Genomic DNA, 20,515 nt, shown 5'->3' with positions numbered 1-20,515 from the left:
CCATCATAAATAATAGAGGGAAAAGCTATGCTTGACAAAATGAAAGTATTACTCATTGACGATCATCCCTTGATGCGTCGTGGCATAAAACAATTATTAGAACTCGATGAAGCCTTCGAAGTTGTTGGTGATGCCAGTAGCGGAGATGAGGGGATTAATTTATCCCTAAAAACCTCACCAGATCTCATTATTCTTGATTTAAATATGAAAGGATTGTCTGGGCTAGATACCCTCAAAGCATTGCGCGAGGAAGACATAGATGCTCGTATTATTATACTTACCGTTTCTGATGCAAAAAATGATGTTTTTACCCTAGTTGATGCGGGAGCCGATGGTTACCTATTAAAAGATACAGACCCCGAACTACTCCTTAGTCAAATCAAACGTATTGCAAACGGAGAAGTCATCTTAAGCGATTCCATTAAGGATTTATTGCTAGAAAAACGCCCAGAGCAAGAGCCAATTCAAACCCTAACTGAGCGAGAAATGGATGTGCTACGCCTTATCGCTACTGGCTTATCAAATAAGCAAATTGCTGCCCAACTTTTTATCTCTGAAGAAACGGTAAAAGTACACATCCGCAATTTATTACGTAAACTAAATGTACATTCTCGTGTAGCAGCCACCGTGCTTTATTTTGAACATAAAGGCTCTTAATGCTATGTGATGGCGCTTTTTTCCTGGCTAAAAAATACGGAAAAACAACCGCTCTTTCACATATAAAAATTATTCTTCTAAGAAAGCTAAAGCTTGCTCTAACACCTCAATCCCGACACCGGTTTTATGTGCGTTTTCACTGAGGTGTCTACGCCATTGGCGTGCGCCTTTGCAATGTTGGAATGCACCAAGCATATGGCGGGTGATATGATTAAGATGAACACCTTGTGCGAGCTGTTGCTCAATATAAGGGAACATTTTTTGCACCGCTTCTCTTGGGCGCACAATCGGGCTTTGTGGATCAAACAAGGCTTGGTCAATATAGCCTAATAAACTTGGATTTTGATAGGCTTCTCGCCCCACCATTACGCCGTCCACATAACGCAGATGTTGTTGCATTTCTTCAATCGTTTTAATACCACCATTAATGCTAATCAAAAGCTGTGGAAAATCCCGTTTTAGCTGATAAACACGCTCGTAATCAAGGGGGGGGATTTCACGATTTTCTTTCGGGCTTAAGCCACTAAGCCATGCTTTGCGTGCGTGAACGATCAATTCTTGGCAACCAGCCAGAGTTACTTTCTGCACGAAATCACAAAGAAATGCATAGCTATCTAACTCATCAATACCAATACGGGTTTTCACCGTAACAGGAATATCCACCTCCTCTTGCATTTGCTGAACACATTGAGCTACTAAATCCGCTTTTGCCATTAGACACGCACCAAACATTCCGTTTTGCACGCGATCAGAGGGGCAACCCACATTCAAATTAATTTCTTGATAACCACGCTTAGCAGCCAATTTTGCACAATGTTGCAATTGTTCAGGATCGCTACCGCCAAGCTGAAGTGCCACAGGATTTTCCGCTAAATCAAAGTCCAAATGATCATATTTGGCGTGAATAATCGCGCCTGTGGTCACCATTTCCGTATAAAGCAAGGCGTATTGGCTGAATTGACGATGAAAATAACGACAATGTCGCGTTGTCCAATCCAGCATTGGGGCGACAGAAAATCGCCCACGATAAAAGTGCGGTGGTTTTTTCGTTGGTTTTTGTTGGTTCATTATTTTTTTTCTTCTGCTTCAGCTTTTTGCTGTTCTTGTTGTTTCAGCTCATCTTGCTTTGCTTGTTCTTGAATACGCTGACGGAAACGCCCTGCGGCAAAATGATAAAACGGTTTCGCATTAAATTGGCGTGAAATGATAGAAGCAATGAGGCTGCAGATCAATATCCAAAATAGCACCGGTTCACTTGAGGTCATTTCCATTACCACCACACTTGCCGTAACGGGAGACTGGGTCGCGCCAGCTAAAAACGCAGCCATGCATAATAAAACCAGTAAGCGCTGATCTACAACCCCACCTGTAAACGACCAAATCTGAGCACCAATCCCCGCCCCAGTGGTCAATGAAGGGGTAAAAATTCCCCCTGCTGTCCCTGTCCAATAAGTTCCAACTGTTGCAAAAAGCTTACTAACGCCAACTTCTGCTGCCACTTGCTGACCATCAAGAGCTTTAGTTACCACTTCATAGCCCGTACCATAAGTCTGTCCTTTGCTGTAGGTGCCAATCCCTGCTAGAATTACCCCTAAAATAAATGCGGTATAAATAGGATGACGGCGAATCCAGCCACGAATTTGTGCCGGTGCAATCCCTGCTGCGCCTTTGGCTAATAAATAAGCAAAAACGCCACCAAATACCCCACTCACCACACCACATAAGACAACCCATAAGAACATATAAGGTACAGACGTTTCTCCTTGATAATTTGGGAAATAAGGGTTATTACCTTCAATTGCAACCAAAATAAACCCTGCTGTTAGGACGCCAAGCAACACTCGGCGCTCCCAACGCAATGAAATTCCTCGCCCTAATTCTTCTATCGCAAAGATCACTCCAGCTAAAGGTGCATTAAATGCTGCAGCCAACCCACCAGCTGCCCCTGTTGCCATTAATTCATTTGCATTTAATCCCTTAAATGCGATTCCATGTCGACGGCAAACATTTCCCCACGCATACATTACCGCAGCGCCCACTTGTACAGATGGCCCTTCACGCCCCACAGACGCCCCAAATAACATCGCTAAAAACGTGAGCGGAATTTTCCACAAGGTTTGCCCAAAGGCAATGAGTTTACTTTTATTCGCACTGTACGGCATATCAATAGAGGCAATAACTTGTGGAATTCCACTGCCTGAAACATAAGGGGTATATTTTGCAGTAAACCACGCCAAAAACGCTAAGCCCAAAGGCAGTACAAACCAAACGGCATAAGGGTGCTTCGCAGTCCATAAGGCATTCAAATGTAAAGCTAGGTCGGCAAATTTAGCAAAACCAAGTGAGAATAAAGAGACCAACGCTGCCCCAATTAATAAACAAGAAAACTCAATGGTCTTACGTGAAATACGATAGCTTTGACGTAATTTTCGATGAATAAAATGACGAATTTTTTGGGTGAATCGCTTTAACATTTTGAGTGATTGAAATGAAAACAACTTGTGGAAAATTATAGCAATATTTTCTTGCTTGAGATATGGCAAGACGTAATAAGATGAAAAATTCATAAAAAAACACCGCACTTATTTTGCCTATGTGCGTCAAGTGCGGTGAGATTTTGTTAAAAATTAAGCCTGATCGCCAAGCAATACACTTTCTAACGCAATTTCAATCATCTCATTGAAAGTCAGTTGACGTTCTTCTGCGCTGGTTTGCTCGTGAGTACGAATATGGTCAGATACAGTACAAATAGTTAAAGCTTTAGCACCAAATTCTGCGGCAACGCCATAAATACCGGCCGCCTCCATTTCTACCCCTAAAATGCCATATTTTTCCATTACATCAAACATTTCGACATCTGGTGTATAAAAAAGATCCGCAGAGTAAAGATTCCCCACGCGTACATTGATACCTTTATTTTTTGCTGCTTGCACGGCAGCTTGAGTCATTTCAAAATCTGCAATCGCGGCAAAATCATTATCTTTAAAACGAATACGGTTGACTTTTGAATCAGTACAAGCACCAAGACCGATGATCACCTCACGCAATTTTACATCGGGACGCACCGCACCGCACGAACCCACACGAATAATTTTTTTCACACCATACTCAGTGATTAATTCTTTCGCGTAAATCGAACAAGATGGAATACCCATTCCATGCCCCATCACCGAAATTTTTCGTCCTTTGTAAGTGCCAGTGTAGCCTAACATATTACGTACATTGGTCACTTCTTTGGCATCGTCTAAGAACGTTTCCGCAATGTATTTTGCGCGCAATGGATCGCCCGGCATTAATACTACATCAGCAAAAGCACCTGCAGGTGCGTTGATATGTGGAGTCATAATAAAGTCCTCTTACTTAAATTAATCTTGGTTATCGAAATTTAGAATTGCTTTACCGTAATCCATTGAGGATAAATCGAAATAGGTCGCAACAGTTTGCCCAATATCAGCAAAGGTTTCACGTTTACCCAAAAATGCTTTTGGCACCTGTGAGCCATAAAGCAACACAGGGATATGCTCACGGGTGTGATCGGTACCGTGCCAAGTTGGATCGCAACCGTGGTCAGCAGTAAAAATAAGCAAGTCACCTTCATTCATTAAGGCTAATAATTCTGGGATACGGCTATCGAAATATTCTAAGGCGGCAGCATAACCGGCCACATTACGGCGATGACCAAAATCAGAGTCAAAATTTACAAAATTAGTGAAAACAATGGAATTTTCACGCGCTCTTTTTACTTCTACGAGAGTTTTATCAAACAATTCTTCCAAGCCTGTCGCTTTGACTTTTTCGGTAATGCCGGTGTGGGCGTAAATATCCGCAATTTTTCCAATAGAAATCACATCGCCTTGTTTTTCTTCTACTAACTTTTGTAATACCGTTTTTGCTGGCGGCTCAATAGCATAATCTTTACGGTTACCTGTACGAGTAAATTCGCCTGCTTTGTTCCCCACAAATGGACGCGCAATCACACGGCCAATGTTATAATCAGCTAATTCCTCACGCACGATTTCGCATAATTCGTAAAGTTTATCTAAGCCATAGGTTTCTTCGTGGCAGGCAATTTGGAATACTGAATCGGCAGAGGTGTAAAAAATCGGCTTGCCCGTTTTCATATGTTCTTCACCAAGTTGATCTAAAATTACCGTGCCTGATGAATGGCAGTTACCAAGGTAACCATCTAAACCTGCGCGTTCTACAATGCGATCTAAAAGCACTTTTGGAAAGCTATTTTCGTGATCTGGGAAGTAGCCCCAATCAAATAATACGGGTACGCCAGCAATTTCCCAATGGCCTGATGGGGTATCTTTACCTGATGAAATTTCTTTCGCATAAGCATAACCACCAATTAACACAGGCTCTGGATTAAACCCTGCTGGCAATTCACCGCAAGATTCTTTAGCCGCTAAGCCTAAACCGAGTTTTTCCAAATTAGGCAGATGAAGTGGGCCTTTTCGCTCATTTTTATCTTCTAACCCTTCCGCACAACGTTGTGCAATATGGCCTAAGGTGTTTGCTCCCTTATCACCAAATTTTTCTGCATCTTCACTAGCTCCAATTCCAAAAGAATCTAACATCATTATAAATACGCGTTTCATTTTAAGCTCCTTAATCATTGAACTCTGTTTTTCTGGCACAGAATGTTTGCTTTCTTTTTGATAAGTGATGGTTCAAGGAAATACCTATTGTCTTGTGCGTTGTTACAATAGCAAACGTTTTCTTTACCTTAATATGACAACACCACGAACAATGTCGTGGTGTTATCGAAAAAATTCGGTGAAATTTTACCGCACTTTTCTTACATTTTATAGTGCAGCACCACTTAAACCGATAAATAAACCTGCGATGGTTGCACTCATCAGATTCGCTAATGACCCTGCGATCACCGCTTTAATACCAAGACGCGCAATATCACCACGACGGCTTGGTGCCATTCCACCTAATCCACCGATCAAGATGGCGATAGAACTGAAGTTAGCGAAACCACAAAGCGCAAAAGTAATGATCGCTTTAGTTTTATCGCTTAATTGTACAGCTGCATCTGCAGCAAGGTAAGGGGCAAATTCTAAGTAACCAACAAATTCGTTCACCGCTAATTTAATCCCGATCATTTGACCAGCAACCCCAGCTTCATTCCAAGGCACACCAATCACCCAAGCTAACGGACGGAAAATCCAGCCTAAGATCATACCAAGAGAAAGCTCAGGCATACCAAACCAATCGCCAATGCCACCTAATAAACCATTAACCAGTGCGATTAACGCCACGAAAGCAATCAACATTGCGCCCACATTCATTGCTAATTGCATACCAGATGATGCGCCTGCTGCTGCCGCATCAAGAATGTTAGCTGGTTTTTCTAAATCCACTTTTTCAATATCATCATTGAATTTTTCGGTTTGTGGAACCATTAATTTTGCAAATAATAATCCTGCTGGTGCAGCCATAAAAGAAGCGGCAATCAAGTATGGCAATGGCACGCCTAAACCGGCATAACCTGCCAATACAGAACCTGCGATAGAAGCCAAACCGCCACACATTACAGCAAATAATTCGGATTCAGTCATTTTGCTGATATAAGGCTTCACCACCAATGGCGCTTCCGTTTGTCCAACGAAAATATTCGCCGCTGCAGACATGGACTCGGCTTTAGAGGTGCCTAATGCTTTTTGTAACCCACCACCAATGATTTTAATAATCCACTGCATTACACCAATATAATAAAGTAGCGAAATCAATGCCGAAAAGAATACAATGATTGGTAATACTCGGATCGCAAAAATAAATCCATCATTACCAAAAGCCTTGAAAGACGCATCTGTTGCTAATCCACCAAAGACAAACTGCACACCTTGATTTCCATAATTAATCACTTTACTTACGCCATTGGATAATGCCAGCAAAATATCACGTCCAACTGGCACATAAAGAATAAATGCGCCGATCAGAATTTGAATTAATAACGCGCCCCCTACGGTACGCAAATTAATCGCACGACGATTACTGGATAAGAGAATAGCAATAGCAAGAAGTACAACAATACCTAGCATACTTATTAAGGTACTCATAGTTAGGATTTCCTCAAAATTGAAATTAAAAACAATACAAAAGACATACTAATTCTACTTTGTTTTGCCATAAAATGCTTGCAAAATTGTACAAAAATGTGAAGGCAAGCGATTGCTTTGCCGTAAAAACACACAACCTTTACTTCTTTTTGCTATATCTTATGCGGATTAAGTTATTGGGATTTACCTAAATTTCCTTTATTATGGCAGTTAAATGACGGTGAAAATTTACAATAAATTTATCTATGAAAAATCAATTTAAGGTTCTTCCTCAAACACCTTGGACGGCAAAAAATTTTTGGTCTTTAGAACGTCAGCCCTTATGCGTGCTAACTATCTCTTTATTGCTCTTAGGTTTTGGTGAAGGCTTGCTTTTACTTTCCAATCTCGGCTCTGCACCTTGGACAGTGCTTTCACAAGGCATCGCACTACAAGCCGGCTTTAGCGTAGGTTGGGCATCATTATTAATTAGTGCATTCGTTATGCTGATGTGGATCCCACTTAAACTACGCGTTGGTCTAGGAACAATTTTAAATACGCTTTTGGTTGCTTTGGCTTTAGGTATCACCACTGCTTTTATTCCCGCGCCGAATGACTTGTTATTACGCATTGGTTATGCAATTGTTGGCATTTTACTATTTTCTATCTCCTCTGCATTTTATCTCACCTGCCATCAAGGCGGAGGTCCAAGAGATGGCCTAATGGTTGGTCTGTGTAGCTACTTTCATTGCAAAGTCGGGGTAATGCGAACGATTATGGAAGCGAGTGTTTGTACATTAGGTTTTTTACTAGGTGGAACAATAGGAATAGGAACCTTATTATTTTCCTTTTCTGTTGGATGGATAATACAAATCACCTTGTCTTTATTAAAACACTCTAGTACTTAAGCATCAATCTTAATAAATTACATATTAGGACTTTACATATCACATTCCCACCTATAAAATTCCGAACCGAAATTTAGTTCTGATTTAAGATTATGAAACGAAACATTCAACCCAGAAATACGCAACAACGCCGTCATCGCATTGTGCAATTATTACAAAGCCAAGGCGAAGTGAGTGTGGAACAGCTTGTGCAGTTATTTGAAACCTCTGAGGTTACAATTCGCAAAGATTTAACCGCGCTTGAAGAGAGCGGAGTGTTACTACGTCGTTACGGTGGGGCAATCCTAATGCCACAGGAATTGCTCGATGAAAGCCAAGATGAACATCTTTCAAAACGAAAGTTAGCAATTGCCAAATATGTAGCCGAACGCATTGCTGATCACAACCGCATTATTATTGACAGCGGTAGTACAACAGCAGCCCTCATTCATCAGCTCAACAAAAAGCAGGGGTTGGTGGTGATGACGAATTCTTTGTCGGTAGCGACCCAATTGCGAGCATTAGAAAATGAGCCAACGCTATTGATGACAGGGGGGACTTGGGACACCCGTTCGGAATCGTTTCAAGGGCAAGTGGCGGCGCAAGTGTTGCGTTCATATAATTTTGATCAGCTCTTTATTGGTGCGGACGGCATTGATTTAGAGCGCGGCACGACCACCTTTAATGAATTAGTGGATTTAAGCCGTGTGATGGCGGAAGTTTCTCGTGAAGTTATTGTGATGGTGGAATCACAAAAAATTGGCAGAAAAATGCCAAATATCGAATTAACTTGGCAGCAAATTGACGTGTTAGTTACCGATAATGCGTTGCCAGCGGAAATTAAACAACAAATTGAATCGCAAGGCGTGGAAGTGATCTGCGTAAGTGCGGTGTAAATTTTGACTATTTTTTACAAACTTACAACAAAGGAAATTTTATGTGTGGAATTGTGGGTGCAGTAGCACAACGTGATGTGGCGGAAATTTTAGTCGATGGCTTACATCGTTTGGAATACCGTGGTTATGATTCAGCGGGTATCGCGGTGCTAGATGCAAATCATCATATGCAAATCGTACGCCGTGTAGGCAAAGTAAAAGCCTTAGATGAAGCCCTTGAAGCCCATCCAATTTTAGGGGGAACAGGCATCGCTCACACCCGTTGGGCAACCCACGGCGAGCCATCAGAAGCCAATGCTCACCCGCATCGCTCAGGTAAAATTGCCGTTGTGCATAACGGGATTATCGAAAATTATGAAGAATTGCGTGAAGAATTACAAAAACGCGGTTATGAATTCCTTTCGCAAACCGACACCGAAGTGATCGCCCACTTAGTAGAGTGGGAATACCGCACCGCTAGCTCATTATTAGAAGCGGTGCAAAAAACCGTGGCACAGTTGCGTGGCGCTTACGGTACGGTGGTAATGCACCAAGATGAACCTGACCATTTAGTGGTCGCACGTTCTGGCAGCCCATTGGTTATCGGTTTAGGGGTGGGGGAAAATTTCCTTGCTTCCGATCCTTTAGCGCTATTAAGCGTAACGCGTCGTTTCATTTATTTAGAAGAAGGCGATGTGGCGGAAATTTCTCGCCGTGATGTACAAATTTTTGACGCGCAAGGTAATGCGGTTGATCGTGAAATGCACGAAGGGCATTTTGAAGCTGATGCAGCAGACAAGGGGCAATATCGCCACTATATGCAAAAAGAAATTTTTGAACAGCCTGTTGCAATTATGAATACCTTAGATGGTCGTATCGTTAATGGTAAGGTAAACATTGATGCCATTGGTCCTAATGCGGCAGAAATCTTGAAAAAAGTGGAACACGTTCAAATTGTGGCGTGCGGAACGTCATACAACGCAGGAATGGTGGCACGCTACTGGTTTGAATCCATTGCTGGCGTGAGCTGTGATGTGGAAATTGCGTCAGAATTCCGCTATCGCAAATTCGTCACTCGCCCAAATAGCCTGCTTATCACCCTTTCTCAATCGGGTGAAACCGCAGATACCTTGGCGGCATTACGCTTAGCCAAAGAATCAGGCTATATGACAGCAATGACAATCTGTAACGTGGCAAGTTCTTCTTTAGTGCGTGAATCAGATTTCGCCTTTATGACCCGTGCAGGCGTGGAAATTGGTGTGGCATCAACCAAAGCCTTTACCACTCAATTAACCTGTTTATTATTATTAAATGCGGCAATCGGACGCTTAAAAGGCACGGTAAGCGAAGAACAAGAACATCACATTGTGCAAGCCTTGCAACGTTTGCCAGCACAAATTGAAAGTGCGTTAGTTTACGATAAACAAATTGAAAAATTATCTGAAGATTTTGCCGATAAACATCACACTTTATTCTTAGGTCGTGGCGAGTTTTACCCAATCGCAATGGAATCTGCATTGAAATTGAAAGAAATTTCCTACATTCACGCAGAAGCCTATGCAGCTGGGGAATTAAAACACGGCCCACTGGCTTTAATTGATAGCGATATGCCGGTGATTGTGGTTGCACCAGAAAATGATTTACTTGAAAAAGTGAAATCAAATATTGAAGAAGTGCGCGCCCGTGGCGGTCAGCTTTATATCTTTGCTGATCACGACGCCGGTTTCAGCGATGGTGAAGGCTTCAAAACCATCGTGCTACCGAAAGTAGACGAAGTAACCGCACCAATTTTCTACACAGTACCGTTACAACTGCTTTCTTACCATATCGCCTTAATCAAAGGAACAGACGTGGATCAACCGCGTAACCTTGCTAAAGCGGTAACGGTGGAATAATTTTTCAAACAGCCTTGTAATGATTTGCAAGGCTTTTTTTTATTTGCTTACATCCGTTAAATTGACTACACTATGTGCGCTTTTTGGGGCGCGCTTTTTAGGCACGCTTTTAGCAAACTTCCTTTCTTCACACTTTAAAGGCTACCCGTGAGTAGCAAAAGGACATCTATGAACAACAACGTAAATGATTATGGCTGGAAAGCCTTGATCGGCTCTGCCGTGGGCTATGCAATGGACGGCTTCGACTTACTCATTCTCGGCTTTATGCTCAGTGCAATTTCTGCCGATTTAGCGCTATCAAGCGCACAAGCGGGCTCTTTGGTTACTTGGACATTAATCGGCGCAGTGGCGGGAGGCATTATTTTCGGCGCATTAAGCGATCGTTATGGCCGTGTGCGCGTATTAACTTGGACAATCGTGCTATTTGCCGTATTTACCGGCTTATGTGCGCTCGCGCAAGGCTATTGGGATTTATTAATTTACCGCACCATTGCAGGCATTGGTTTAGGCGGTGAATTTGGTATTGGAATGGCATTAGCGGCAGAAGCTTGGCCTGCTCGACACCGTGCAAAAGCCGCTTCTTATGTGGCATTAGGCTGGCAAGTGGGCGTGCTAGCTGCAGTGTTGCTTACGCCGTTATTATTGCCAATCATCGGCTGGCGCGGAATGTTTATTGTGGGTATTTTCCCTGCTTTCGTGGCGTGGTATTTACGTGCAAGATTACACGAGCCAGACGTTTTTACCGAAAAACAGACCGCACTTTCCGCCACTCACCCCACACAATCGAAATGGCAAGCTTTCCGTCAATCTTTCCAATTATTGATAAAAGATAAACAAACTACCAAAGTCAGCCTAGGGGTTGTGGTTCTCACTTCCGTGCAGAATTTTGGCTATTACGGCATAATGATTTGGCTACCAAATTTCCTGTCTAAACAGCTTGGCTTTAGCTTAACTAAATCTGGCGTTTGGACAGCGGTAACCGTATGTGGAATGATGAGCGGTATCTGGATTTTTGGTCGCCTTGCGGACAAAATCGGACGCAAACCAAGTTTTCTGCTTTTCCAACTTGGTGCCGTAATCAGTGTGATTACCTACTCACAACTGACCGATCCAAACGCAATGCTTATTACGGGGGCATTCTTGGGAATGTTCGTAAATGGAATGATGGGCGGCTACGGTGCATTAATGGCTGAAGCCTATCCAACTCAAGCCCGTGCGACCGCACAAAATGTGTTGTTTAATATCGGGCGGGCAGTCGGTGGTTTCGGTCCAGTGATAGTTGGTGCGGTGGTGGCAAGCTATTCTTTTTCCACCGCGATTGCCTTCCTTGCACTGATTTATGTGATCGATATGATTGCCACCATTTTCTTAATTCCAGAACTGAAAGGCAAAGCCTTGGATTAATCAAGCTAAGGCTATATGGCAAAAGTAGCTAATCTTTCGCGCAAATCTACCGCACTTTGGCAGGTTTTAATATGCTCAAAAAGTGCGGTGGCTTGTGGGTAAGATTTTTTCAGATATTGTAGCCATTGTTTGGTGCGGGCGATGTGGTAAAAGCCCGTATCTTGCAAGTTTTCGATATGCGCATAACGGTGCAGCAAGGGCATTACCCCTTGCGTCCAATCTAATTTTTCCTGATTAAACTTCACCACAAGGCTTAAATTTGGAATGGTTAATGCGCCGCGTCCAATCATTACATCTTGGCAGCCTGTTATAGCAAGGCAGTCTTGCGCATCTTGCCAATGCCAAATTTCACCATTTGCGATCACGGGAATGGTTAAACGCTGACGAATTTCACCAATTTTCTGCCAATTGATCTTTTCTGCACGATAGCCATCGGTTTTGGTGCGTCCGTGAATAGTGATTTCCGTACCGCCGCCTTGCTGCACCGCATCAGCAATTTCAAAGGCGTGATTATCACTATCCCAGCCCAAACGTACTTTCACGCTCACCACCTGCTCTTTCGGTAAGGCTTCGCGTAAGGCTTTAGTGGCTTGGTAAATCAATTCGGGCTGTTTTAATAATGCCGCGCCGCCGTGGCTACCATTCACGGTTTTAGACGGGCAACCACAGTTAAAATCAATGCCGTGCGATCCCAATTCCACCGCCAACACCGCATTTTCCGCCAGCCACTGTGGGTGTTGCCCTAAAAGTTGTACGCGCACGGGCGTTCCCGCGGGCGTTCGCCCACCGTGCTGCAGTTCTGGACATAAACGGTAAAAGGTTTTAACTGGCAAACGCTGATCCACCACACGCACAAACTCCGATACACACAGATCATAATCGTTAATTTCAGTCAAAAGCTGCCGCACAAGGGGATCAAGCACCCCCTGCATTGGCGCGAGGAAAACACGCATTTTATTTACTATTACTCTTTTGATAAAAATAAAAAAGCTGAATTTTTCACCGCACTTTGTTATTTCAGAGAAACGGTAAAAAATTCAGCAATGAAGAAAGGTTTACTTCCACCCTTTCGCTTTACAAATCAAATCATAAGCGGCTTGAATTTGCTGTGTTTTTTCTTTCGCCATTTCAAGCATTTCTTCTGGTAAGCCTTTGGCGACTAATTTATCGGGATGGTTTTCGTTCATTAAACGGCGATAAGCGCGTTTTACCGTGGCACGATCGTCCCCTTCACTCACGCCTAATACATTGTAAGCATCTTGTAAAGTCGGTCCTGAGCGATGTCCTTGATAGCTTCCCCCTTGTTGATAACCATCTTGCTGATGATCACCTTGTTGCGATCCATTATATTCATAATAAAATCCGCCACGGCTGAATTGGCGTGCGGCAATTTCAGCCATTAAAATTTGTTGGAATTGGAAACTAGATAAACCTAATTCTTCCGCTACCGCTTGCAATATTTCTTTTTCATTTTCGTGCAAGTGATCATCTGCAAATGCAGCTTGTAGCTGAACACGCAAAAACATTCTTAATAGATCACTACGCTGACCACAGGCTTGGCAAAATTCACGGATCACTTGGCGTAACGGGAAATTAGGATCTTTACCGCGATTAAAGGCGTCTTGCGCCAATTTTCGCCCTTTGTCGTCCAAATTCATTTGGTTCATTAGATTGTTGGCAAGCGCAATGTCATCTTGCGTAACTCGTCCTTTCGATTTAGACAAATGCCCAAGCACGGCAAACGTAGTTTGCATAAATAAAGATTGGCGAGTTTCTTTGCGGTTGAAAAAGCTCGAATTAACACTACCTAATTCATATAATTTTTTATCCGCAAGATGACCTAAATAGGCACCAGCAAGCCCACCAAAAAATCCTCCCAGACGGTAGCCAATAAAAAAACCTAATAACTTTCCAATAAAACTCATTCTATTCTCCAACTTGAGTAAGCTATAAAATTAAAAGTGCGGTACTTTTTAGTGATTTTTATATGCCATATTTTTCACGGTAAGTACGCATTACAGGCAGATATTGCTGATAATCCGCCTCTTGCTCAATAAATTGCATTAAATCGTCAAAATCAATAATCGAAAGCACGTTGCATTGATAATCACGTTCTACTTCCTGAATGGCAGAAAGCGTACCTTTACCACGTTCTTTACGATTTAACGCAATCACCACTGCTCTTAATTTTGCTTGATTTTGTGCGATTAAATCCATTGCTTCGCGAATTGCCGTGCCAGCGGTGATCACATCGTCCACTAATAACACGTTACCTTGCAATGGGCTGCCAATTAAATTGCCCCCTTCGCCGTGATCTTTTGCTTCTTTACGATTAAAACACACCGGTTTGTCAATGCCATATTGCTTAAACAATGCCACAGATACCGTCGTGCCAATAGGAATACCTTTGTAAGCAGGGCCAAAAATCACATCATAATCTAAGCCGCTTGCTTGAATGGCGGCGGCATAAAATTCGCCTAAACGCGCTAAATCCGCCCCTGTGTTAAACAAACCTGCATTAAAGAAATAAGGGCTAATACGCCCAGATTTCAAGGTGAATTCACCAAATTTCAGCACATTACGGCTTAACGCGAATTTGATAAAGTCGATTTTGTAGCCTTGCATTTGCGCCCCCAATTATGCTTGCTCTAAGGCTTCACGCTGAGCGTTGAAGATCACTTCACAGCCTTGTTTCGCAAGATCTAACAGGGTTAATAATTCTTCGTGGGAGAATGGTTCACCTTCTGCCGTACCTTGCACTTCAATCATTCGGCCATCATCGGTCATTACCACGTTCATATCGGTTTCGGCATTGCTATCTTCTACATATTCCAAATCACATACCGCTTCGCCTTCCACAATGCCAACAGAAATCGCCGCCACTAGCCCTTTAATTGGATTCGTCTTCAGCACACCTTTTTCCATTAAGCCGTTGATCGCATCAATTAACGCCACGCAAGCGCCAGTGATTGACGCCGTACGCGTGCCGCCATCAGCTTGGATCACATCACAATCCAGTGTGATTGAACGCTCACCAAGCGCATTAAGATCCACCATTGCACGCAAAGAGCGGGCGATTAAACGCTGAATTTCCATCGTACGTCCGCCTTGTTTACCTTTTGCCGCTTCACGCTGCATACGACTATGAGTGGAGCGTGGCAACATACCATATTCTGCCGTAACCCAACCTTGGTTTTGACCTTTTAAGAAACGTGGCACACTTTCATCAACACTGGCGGTGCAAAGCACTTTGGTTTCGCCAAATTCCACCAACACCGAACCTTCGGCATATTTGGTAAAATGGCGGGTAATTTTAATTGGGCGGGGTTGATTTAATGGGCGATCATTCGGACGCATTGGAAATTCCTTATTCATTCATAAAATGGCGCTCATTCTAACACGCAAACTGACAGATGAGAAATTTAACGGTAGAATAGGCGACAATTTTTAGCACAAATTAAGGATTTATTATGATTTATAGTATGACGGCCTTTGCCCGTTATGAAATCAAGCAAGATTGGGGCAATGCGGTTTGGGAGATTCGTTCCGTTAATCAACGTTATTTGGAAACGGTCTTCCGCTTGCCAGAGCCATTTCGCGGTTTAGAAAACACCTTGCGAGAAAAATTACGCCAGCGTTTAACCCGTGGTAAGGTGGAATGCAACTTGCGTTTTGAAGGCAAACAGCAAGCCACAGCGAGCCTTAATTTAAACCAAGCCTTGGCACAACAGGTGATCCAATCCTTACAGTGGATCAAACAACAAGCAGGTGAAGGGGAAATTAATCTCACCGATGTTCTGCGCTACCCCGGCGTGGTGGAAACCCCAGAGCAAGATTTAGATCGCATTAGCCAAGAATTGTTAGCTGGCTTTGAAGCGGCGCTCGATGAATTTATCGCAATGCGTGGGCGTGAAGGGGAAAAATTAAACGACTTGATCCAACAGCGTTTAACGGCTATCGCCAGTGAAAGTGATAAAGTGCGGTCAAAAATGCCAGAGATTTTGCAATGGCAACGCGAGCGTTTACAGCAACGTTTTGACGAATTGCAATTACAAGCCGATCCACAGCGCCTAGAACAAGAAATGGTGCTATTAGCGCAGCGTATTGATGTGGCGGAAGAATTAGATCGTTTACAGCTGCACGTTAAAGAAACCCAACGCATTTTACAAAAAGGCGGCGCAGTAGGGCGTAAACTCGATTTTATGATGCAAGAACTCAACCGCGAAAGTAACACACTGGCATCAAAATCCATTAGTGCGGAAATCACCAATTCTGCCGTGGAATTAAAAGTACTTATCGAACAAATGCGTGAACAAATTCAGAATTTAGAATAATTTTTGGAATCCTTATGGCAATCATCAATCTCTCACAATATCGTGTTATTTCTGTGCAAGGCGTGGATGCAAAAAAATTTCTACAAGGTCAGCTCACTTGTGATGTGAATAGGCTAGCAGATGGACAGTCCACGCTCACCGCCCATTGTGATCCAAAAGGTAAAATGAGCAGTGTGTTTCGTCTGTTGCGTGAAAATAGCGAGCAGTTTTACTTGATTATCCGCCACGCCTTATTGCCTTCTGCGTTGGATAATCTGAAAAAATATGCTGTCTTTTCCAAAGTTGCCTTTGAAGCGCAAGATTGGCAAGTGATCGGGCTATTGGATAAACAAAAGTGCGGTGCAATTTCTGCGGATTTTTGCCTTGAAATAGGGCAATCTGCGTGCGCGATGTTATTAAACAAAACCCCACAACCGATTGATTTCACAGGTGAAATTGCACAATGGGAGCAAACCATAATGCAAGCGGGCTACCCGATTTTATCGCCCGAGAGCCAAAACGAATTTATCCCGCAAGCCTTGAATTTACAATGTATCGAACAAGCTATTTCGTTCCAAAAAGGCTGTTATATCGGGCAAGAAACCGTGGCACGTGCGAAATATCGTGGCATTAACAAACGGGCGATGTTCCTGTTTACCACTCAAACTAACGCACCTATTCAGTTAGGCTCAGAAATTGAAATGCAGTTGGAAAATGGCTGGCGTAAAACAGGCTTTATCCTAAGTGCGGTGCATTTTGACGGCATTTTATGGCTGCAAGTGGTGATGAATAATCAGTTTGATGCGGATACAGAATTTCGACTTATTGATGAAAAATCAAAACTTAACTTAATCCCATTGCCTTATAACTTTATCGCATAATTAGAGAAAAAACCTACTTAATTTGAGCCGAATATGCAAAAAATATATTTCCAATTAACTATACTAACAGCTAGTATATTAAGGTTTTTCATAACTTATACTTTTAAGTTATTTGTAAATTAAGGTATTTCTTTTACAATGCTCTGCATTGAATTTCGGACAATTTCATTTATTTTCACTAAGGAGCACTTTATGTCTAAAAAATTTACGCTTTTAGCCACTTCTCTATTTGCTTTTGCGACCGCAACTCAAGCTGTTGCCGCAGAAAGTTTAATTGAACGTATTAATCATAAAGGTACAATTACCGTAGGTACAGAAGGGACTTATGCCCCGTTCACTTATCACGATGATAGTGGCAAATTAACAGGTTATGATGTTGAAGTTACTCGTGCTGTAGCTGAAAAATTAGGCGTAAAAGTAGAATTTAAAGAAACTCAATGGGACGCAATGCTTGCGGGCTTAAAAGGTGGTCGTTTTGATTTAGTGGCAAACCAAGTGGCTTTAACAACACCAGAACGCCAAGCAACTTTTGATAAATCAGAGCCTTATAGTTGGTCAGGCGCAATGTTGCTTGCACGCCAAGATGAAGTTCGCATTCACAAAGTGGAAGATGTGAAAGGCTTAAAAGCTGCACAAACCTTGAGTTCTAACTACGGTGAATTAGCGGTCAACTATGGTGCGCAAATCGTTCCAATCGATGGAATGGCACAAGGCTTATTGTTAATTCAGCAAAAACGTGCGGATGTTACTTTCAATGATTCCTTAGCATTACTAGATTATTTAAAGAAAAATCCAAATTCAGGATTAAAACCATTCTGGGAATCTGAAGAAAAAGTAGGGGCTGGGTTTGTTGCCAACAAAAACAATGAAGAAGCACTTGCAAAAATTAGTGCTGCCATCGTGGAATTACGCAATGATGGTACCTTGAAAAAACTGGGTGAGCAATTCTTTGGAAAGGATATCAGTGTTAAATAATTTCTTAGCTTCCTTACCCTTTATGACTGATGCTCGTGCAGAGCTGGTAATAAACGGGTTTATCCCAATGGTTAAAGCGGCGGTATTGGTTTCAATACCGCTTGCTGTTGTATCTTTCTTTTTGGGAATGATTATCGCAGTGGGTGTGGCGTTACTACGCGTTACCCCTGTAAACGGCTGGTTGCATCGTATTTTTTTGGCGATTGCGAAAATCTATATTTCGATTATTCGTGGTACGCCAATGTTGGTGCAAATTTCCGTGGTGTTTTACGGCTTGCCTGCACTGGGTGTGTTTATTGATCCCATTCCTGCGGCAATTATTGGTTTTTCTCTGAATGTGGGTGCTTACGGTTCAGAAACCGTGCGTGCAGCAATTCAATCCGTACCGAAAGGGCAATGGGAAGCAGGTTACACCATTGGTATGACCTATATGCAAACCTTCCGCCGAATTATTGCACCGCAAGCCTTTCGTGTTGCCGTTCCGCCATTGAGCAATAGCTTTATCGGCTTGTTTAAGGATACCTCTTTAGCTTCAGTGGTGACCGTAACAGAAATGTTCCGCGTAGCACAGCAAATTGCGAATTCATCTTACGATTTCTTACCTGTGTATATTGAGGCAGGATTGGTGTATTGGTGTTTCTGTTTTGTGCTGTTTATTATTCAAGCGCGGGTAGAAAAACGTTTAGATCGCTATGTGGCACGATAGGGGAAGGCAATGATTAAAGTACGCAATATTCATAAAACCTTTGGCGATAATCCTGTTTTAAAAGGGATTGACCTTGATATTCACAAAGGCGAAGTGGTGGTGATTCTTGGCCCTTCTGGTTCGGGCAAAACCACCTTTTTACGTTGTTTGAATGCCTTAGAATTACCTGAACAAGGTACCATTGAATTTCAGCAAAAAGATCCACTTAAAGTGGATTTTGCCAACCCAAGCATTAACAAAAATATTTTGCCATTGCGCCGTAAATCAGGAATGGTGTTCCAACAATACAACCTATTCCCCCACAAAACTGCCTTGGAAAATATTATGGAAGGCCCTATGCAGGTGCAAAAACGCGATCCAAAAATCGTTCGTCAAGAAGCGGAAGCATTGCTTGCTAAAGTGGGCTTGTTAGATAAGAAAGATCTTTATCCTTACCAACTTTCAGGCGGTCAGCAACAACGCGTTGGCATTGCTCGCGCCCTTGCAATTCAGCCTGAACTAATGCTGTTTGATGAACCCACTTCTGCACTTGATCCAGAATTAGTGCAAGATGTATTAAACACGATGAAAGAACTCGCCAATGAGGGCTGGACGATGGTGGTGGTAACGCACGAGATTAAATTTGCATTAGATGTTGCAGATGTGGTTGTGGTAATGGACGGTGGCGTGATTGTCGAACAAGGCTCCCCACAAAAATTATTCGCACATCCAAAACACGAACGCACCAAAGCCTTTTTACATCGCTTAAAGGCAGAATAATACAATTTCAATACAAATGTATTGGAAAAGTGCGGTAAAAAATAAGGCGTTTTTTAAACGCCTTGTTTTTATACTCATAAATTAAATTTGTGCAGCTAACAAGTTAATTGCCAATCCCCCCACCATTAACCAAATCCAAATGATCGCGCCTAATAATAGCGGTTTTGTTCCTGCTTGTTTGAGCGAGTTAATATTGGTGGTAAGTCCTAATGCTGTCATTACCATCATTAATAAAACGCTATCAAGCTGAACCAAAAAATTCACAACCACTTGCGGTAATAGATTGAAAGAATTGAAGATTGCCACGCCAATAAATAATAAAGCAAAATAAGGAATCACGATTTTACCTTGTTTTTCGCCACTTTCCCTACGTAAAAAATAGGACAACGCAAGCAAAAGCGGTGCAAGCATCATCACACGCAACATTTTAGAAATTACCGCAGTGTCCGCGACTTGTAAACCAAGATTCGCTCCAGCCGCATAAACTTGTGCTACTTCGTGGACAGTAGAACCAATATAAATACCAAACGCCTGATCAGGCAAATAGGCTTGCAAATAAGGATATAACATAGGGTAAAGAAACATACTCAGTGTGCCAAAAATCACGATCAACGCTACCGCCACTGAGACTTTATAAGACGGCGCTTTTACAATCGGTTCAGTGGCCATAATCGCCGCCGCCCCACAAATGCTACAACCTGCGGCGGTGAGTTGTACAATTTGACGATCAATCTTCAGCCACTTAATCCCCACCCAACAAGTGAGCAAAAAAGTTAAAATCAGCACGGTAGCATCTGCAAACAGCGCACTCAATCCCACTTGGCTAATATCCTGAAAAGTTAAACGAAAGCCAAACAACACAATACCGCAACGCAGTAAAATCCCTTTCGCAAACAACACGCCAGCTTTCATTTGTAGCTCAATATAAGGATAAAAGGTATTACCGCCCAAAATCCCCAACACAATGGCTAAGGTCAAGGCGCTAATATGCCACTGCACCGCCAGTTGAGTTTGCGCAACCCAGCTCGCCAGCACGCTAATTAAAAGGGTCAATAATAAACCGGGAATAAGGGGGAGGTATTTCATTAGTTCTCTCCATACAGCAATTTT

Annotated in this window: 20 protein-coding genes; 10 read left to right on the top strand and 10 right to left on the bottom strand. The window is 42.6% G+C overall.

Annotated elements, in window-relative coordinates; all coding sequences use genetic code 11:
• The first annotated feature begins 27 nt into the window (after positions 1-27).
• Positions 28-657 (top strand): two-component system response regulator NarL, encoded by a 630-nt coding sequence (narL, locus tag L5B71_RS06210; protein WP_265757486.1) that lies wholly within the window; start codon positions 28-30, stop codon positions 655-657.
• Between the two features lie 69 nt (positions 658-726).
• Here the strand turns inward: narL and dusA are convergent, their stop codons facing one another.
• The 5 genes from dusA to L5B71_RS06185 all read right to left on the bottom strand — a co-directional run bounded on the left by dusA (position 727) and on the right by L5B71_RS06185 (position 6,731).
• Positions 727-1,725, bottom strand: a complete 999-nt coding sequence (gene dusA / locus L5B71_RS06205) for a tRNA dihydrouridine(20/20a) synthase DusA (RefSeq protein ID WP_265757484.1) — start codon at positions 1,723-1,725, stop codon at positions 727-729.
• Complete coding sequence (locus L5B71_RS06200; protein ID WP_265757483.1) at positions 1,725-3,131, bottom strand: chloride channel protein; 1,407 nt, start codon at positions 3,129-3,131, stop codon at positions 1,725-1,727. The genes dusA and L5B71_RS06200 overlap by 1 nt, the downstream gene beginning before the upstream one ends.
• 153 nt (positions 3,132-3,284) lie before the next feature.
• On the bottom strand, positions 3,285-4,001 hold the full coding sequence (gene deoD, locus L5B71_RS06195; protein ID WP_265757482.1) for a purine-nucleoside phosphorylase: 717 nt from the start codon (positions 3,999-4,001) through the stop codon (positions 3,285-3,287).
• Positions 4,002-4,022: 21 nt separating this feature from the next.
• Positions 4,023-5,261, bottom strand: a complete 1,239-nt coding sequence (locus tag L5B71_RS06190) for a phosphopentomutase (protein ID WP_265757481.1) — start codon at positions 5,259-5,261, stop codon at positions 4,023-4,025.
• Between the two features lie 207 nt (positions 5,262-5,468).
• Complete coding sequence (locus tag L5B71_RS06185) at positions 5,469-6,731, bottom strand: NupC/NupG family nucleoside CNT transporter (protein ID WP_265757480.1); 1,263 nt, start codon at positions 6,729-6,731, stop codon at positions 5,469-5,471.
• Between the two features lie 245 nt (positions 6,732-6,976).
• Between L5B71_RS06185 and yczE the strand changes: the two genes are divergently transcribed.
• The 4 genes from yczE (at position 6,977) to L5B71_RS06165 (ending at position 11,771) form a co-directional block, all read left to right on the top strand.
• Positions 6,977-7,618: a membrane protein YczE gene (gene yczE, locus L5B71_RS06180; RefSeq protein WP_265757479.1), complete on the top strand. Its 642-nt coding sequence runs from the start codon at positions 6,977-6,979 to the stop codon at positions 7,616-7,618.
• A gap of 92 nt (positions 7,619-7,710) precedes the next feature.
• The gene (locus tag L5B71_RS06175; RefSeq protein WP_265757477.1) at positions 7,711-8,493 is read left to right on the top strand and encodes a DeoR/GlpR family DNA-binding transcription regulator; all 783 of its coding nucleotides are present in this window, start codon (positions 7,711-7,713) and stop codon (positions 8,491-8,493) included.
• Positions 8,494-8,534: 41 nt separating this feature from the next.
• On the top strand, positions 8,535-10,367 hold the full coding sequence (gene glmS / locus L5B71_RS06170) for a glutamine--fructose-6-phosphate transaminase (isomerizing) (protein ID WP_265757476.1): 1,833 nt from the start codon (positions 8,535-8,537) through the stop codon (positions 10,365-10,367).
• A gap of 168 nt (positions 10,368-10,535) precedes the next feature.
• A complete protein-coding gene (locus tag L5B71_RS06165; protein ID WP_265757475.1) occupies positions 10,536-11,771 on the top strand; it encodes an MFS transporter in 1,236 nt (411 codons plus the stop codon).
• An 11-nt stretch (positions 11,772-11,782) separates the two neighbouring features.
• On the opposite strand, the gene dusC is transcribed toward L5B71_RS06165, so the two are convergent.
• The 4 genes from dusC to rph all read right to left on the bottom strand — a co-directional run bounded on the left by dusC (position 11,783) and on the right by rph (position 15,128).
• Complete coding sequence (dusC, locus tag L5B71_RS06160) at positions 11,783-12,724, bottom strand: tRNA dihydrouridine(16) synthase DusC (protein ID WP_265757474.1); 942 nt, start codon at positions 12,722-12,724, stop codon at positions 11,783-11,785.
• Positions 12,725-12,826: 102 nt separating this feature from the next.
• On the bottom strand, positions 12,827-13,696 hold the full coding sequence (gene djlA, locus L5B71_RS06155; protein WP_265757473.1) for a co-chaperone DjlA: 870 nt from the start codon (positions 13,694-13,696) through the stop codon (positions 12,827-12,829).
• Between the two features lie 58 nt (positions 13,697-13,754).
• Entirely contained in the window at positions 13,755-14,396 is a 642-nt protein-coding gene (pyrE, locus tag L5B71_RS06150; RefSeq protein ID WP_265757472.1) for an orotate phosphoribosyltransferase, read from the bottom strand.
• Between the two features lie 12 nt (positions 14,397-14,408).
• Complete coding sequence (gene rph / locus L5B71_RS06145) at positions 14,409-15,128, bottom strand: ribonuclease PH (protein ID WP_265757471.1); 720 nt, start codon at positions 15,126-15,128, stop codon at positions 14,409-14,411.
• A gap of 113 nt (positions 15,129-15,241) precedes the next feature.
• Here rph and L5B71_RS06140 point away from each other — a divergent pair, with 113 nt between their 5' ends.
• The 5 genes from L5B71_RS06140 (at position 15,242) to L5B71_RS06120 (ending at position 19,405) form a co-directional block, all read left to right on the top strand.
• Positions 15,242-16,105, top strand: coding sequence for a YicC/YloC family endoribonuclease (locus tag L5B71_RS06140; protein ID WP_126370824.1), 864 nt, complete (start codon positions 15,242-15,244; stop codon positions 16,103-16,105).
• Between the two features lie 14 nt (positions 16,106-16,119).
• Positions 16,120-16,965: a CAF17-like 4Fe-4S cluster assembly/insertion protein YgfZ gene (ygfZ, locus tag L5B71_RS06135; RefSeq protein ID WP_265757470.1), complete on the top strand. Its 846-nt coding sequence runs from the start codon at positions 16,120-16,122 to the stop codon at positions 16,963-16,965.
• Positions 16,966-17,157: 192 nt separating this feature from the next.
• A complete protein-coding gene (locus tag L5B71_RS06130; RefSeq protein ID WP_265757469.1) occupies positions 17,158-17,940 on the top strand; it encodes an amino acid ABC transporter substrate-binding protein in 783 nt (260 codons plus the stop codon).
• Positions 17,941-17,962: 22 nt separating this feature from the next.
• The gene (locus L5B71_RS06125) at positions 17,963-18,646 is read left to right on the top strand and encodes an amino acid ABC transporter permease (RefSeq protein WP_268741555.1); all 684 of its coding nucleotides are present in this window, start codon (positions 17,963-17,965) and stop codon (positions 18,644-18,646) included.
• A 9-nt stretch (positions 18,647-18,655) separates the two neighbouring features.
• Positions 18,656-19,405, top strand: coding sequence for an amino acid ABC transporter ATP-binding protein (locus L5B71_RS06120; protein WP_265757466.1), 750 nt, complete (start codon positions 18,656-18,658; stop codon positions 19,403-19,405).
• Positions 19,406-19,486: 81 nt separating this feature from the next.
• Here L5B71_RS06120 and L5B71_RS06115 read toward each other — a convergent pair whose 3' ends face one another.
• Positions 19,487-20,491, bottom strand: a complete 1,005-nt coding sequence (locus tag L5B71_RS06115; RefSeq protein ID WP_265757465.1) for a YeiH family putative sulfate export transporter — start codon at positions 20,489-20,491, stop codon at positions 19,487-19,489.
• Positions 20,492-20,515: the final 24 nt, after the last annotated feature.

Source organism: Avibacterium sp. 21-586, assembly GCF_026226775.1.
Lineage (GTDB): Bacteria > Pseudomonadota > Gammaproteobacteria > Enterobacterales > Pasteurellaceae > Avibacterium.
This window is presented reverse-complemented; position numbering and strand designations above follow the sequence as displayed.

Excerpts from the sequence above, each read along its gene's own strand:
- narL (WP_265757486.1), top strand. The coding sequence starts at position 28 with ATGCTTGACAAAATGAAAGTATTACTCATTGACGATCATCCCTTGATG.
- dusA (WP_265757484.1), bottom strand. The coding sequence starts at position 1,725 with ATGAACCAACAAAAACCAACGAAAAAACCACCGCACTTTTATCGTGGG.
- L5B71_RS06200 (WP_265757483.1), bottom strand. The coding sequence starts at position 3,131 with ATGTTAAAGCGATTCACCCAAAAAATTCGTCATTTTATTCATCGAAAA.
- deoD (WP_265757482.1), bottom strand. The coding sequence starts at position 4,001 with ATGACTCCACATATCAACGCACCTGCAGGTGCTTTTGCTGATGTAGTA.
- L5B71_RS06190 (WP_265757481.1), bottom strand. The coding sequence starts at position 5,261 with ATGAAACGCGTATTTATAATGATGTTAGATTCTTTTGGAATTGGAGCT.
- L5B71_RS06185 (WP_265757480.1), bottom strand. The coding sequence starts at position 6,731 with ATGAGTACCTTAATAAGTATGCTAGGTATTGTTGTACTTCTTGCTATT.
- yczE (WP_265757479.1), top strand. The coding sequence starts at position 6,977 with ATGAAAAATCAATTTAAGGTTCTTCCTCAAACACCTTGGACGGCAAAA.
- L5B71_RS06175 (WP_265757477.1), top strand. The coding sequence starts at position 7,711 with ATGAAACGAAACATTCAACCCAGAAATACGCAACAACGCCGTCATCGC.
- glmS (WP_265757476.1), top strand. The coding sequence starts at position 8,535 with ATGTGTGGAATTGTGGGTGCAGTAGCACAACGTGATGTGGCGGAAATT.
- L5B71_RS06165 (WP_265757475.1), top strand. The coding sequence starts at position 10,536 with ATGAACAACAACGTAAATGATTATGGCTGGAAAGCCTTGATCGGCTCT.
- dusC (WP_265757474.1), bottom strand. The coding sequence starts at position 12,724 with ATGCGTGTTTTCCTCGCGCCAATGCAGGGGGTGCTTGATCCCCTTGTG.
- djlA (WP_265757473.1), bottom strand. The coding sequence starts at position 13,696 with ATGAGTTTTATTGGAAAGTTATTAGGTTTTTTTATTGGCTACCGTCTG.
- pyrE (WP_265757472.1), bottom strand. The coding sequence starts at position 14,396 with ATGCAAGGCTACAAAATCGACTTTATCAAATTCGCGTTAAGCCGTAAT.
- rph (WP_265757471.1), bottom strand. The coding sequence starts at position 15,128 with ATGCGTCCGAATGATCGCCCATTAAATCAACCCCGCCCAATTAAAATT.
- L5B71_RS06140 (WP_126370824.1), top strand. The coding sequence starts at position 15,242 with ATGATTTATAGTATGACGGCCTTTGCCCGTTATGAAATCAAGCAAGAT.
- ygfZ (WP_265757470.1), top strand. The coding sequence starts at position 16,120 with ATGGCAATCATCAATCTCTCACAATATCGTGTTATTTCTGTGCAAGGC.
- L5B71_RS06130 (WP_265757469.1), top strand. The coding sequence starts at position 17,158 with ATGTCTAAAAAATTTACGCTTTTAGCCACTTCTCTATTTGCTTTTGCG.
- L5B71_RS06125 (WP_268741555.1), top strand. The coding sequence starts at position 17,963 with ATGACTGATGCTCGTGCAGAGCTGGTAATAAACGGGTTTATCCCAATG.
- L5B71_RS06120 (WP_265757466.1), top strand. The coding sequence starts at position 18,656 with ATGATTAAAGTACGCAATATTCATAAAACCTTTGGCGATAATCCTGTT.
- L5B71_RS06115 (WP_265757465.1), bottom strand. The coding sequence starts at position 20,491 with ATGAAATACCTCCCCCTTATTCCCGGTTTATTATTGACCCTTTTAATT.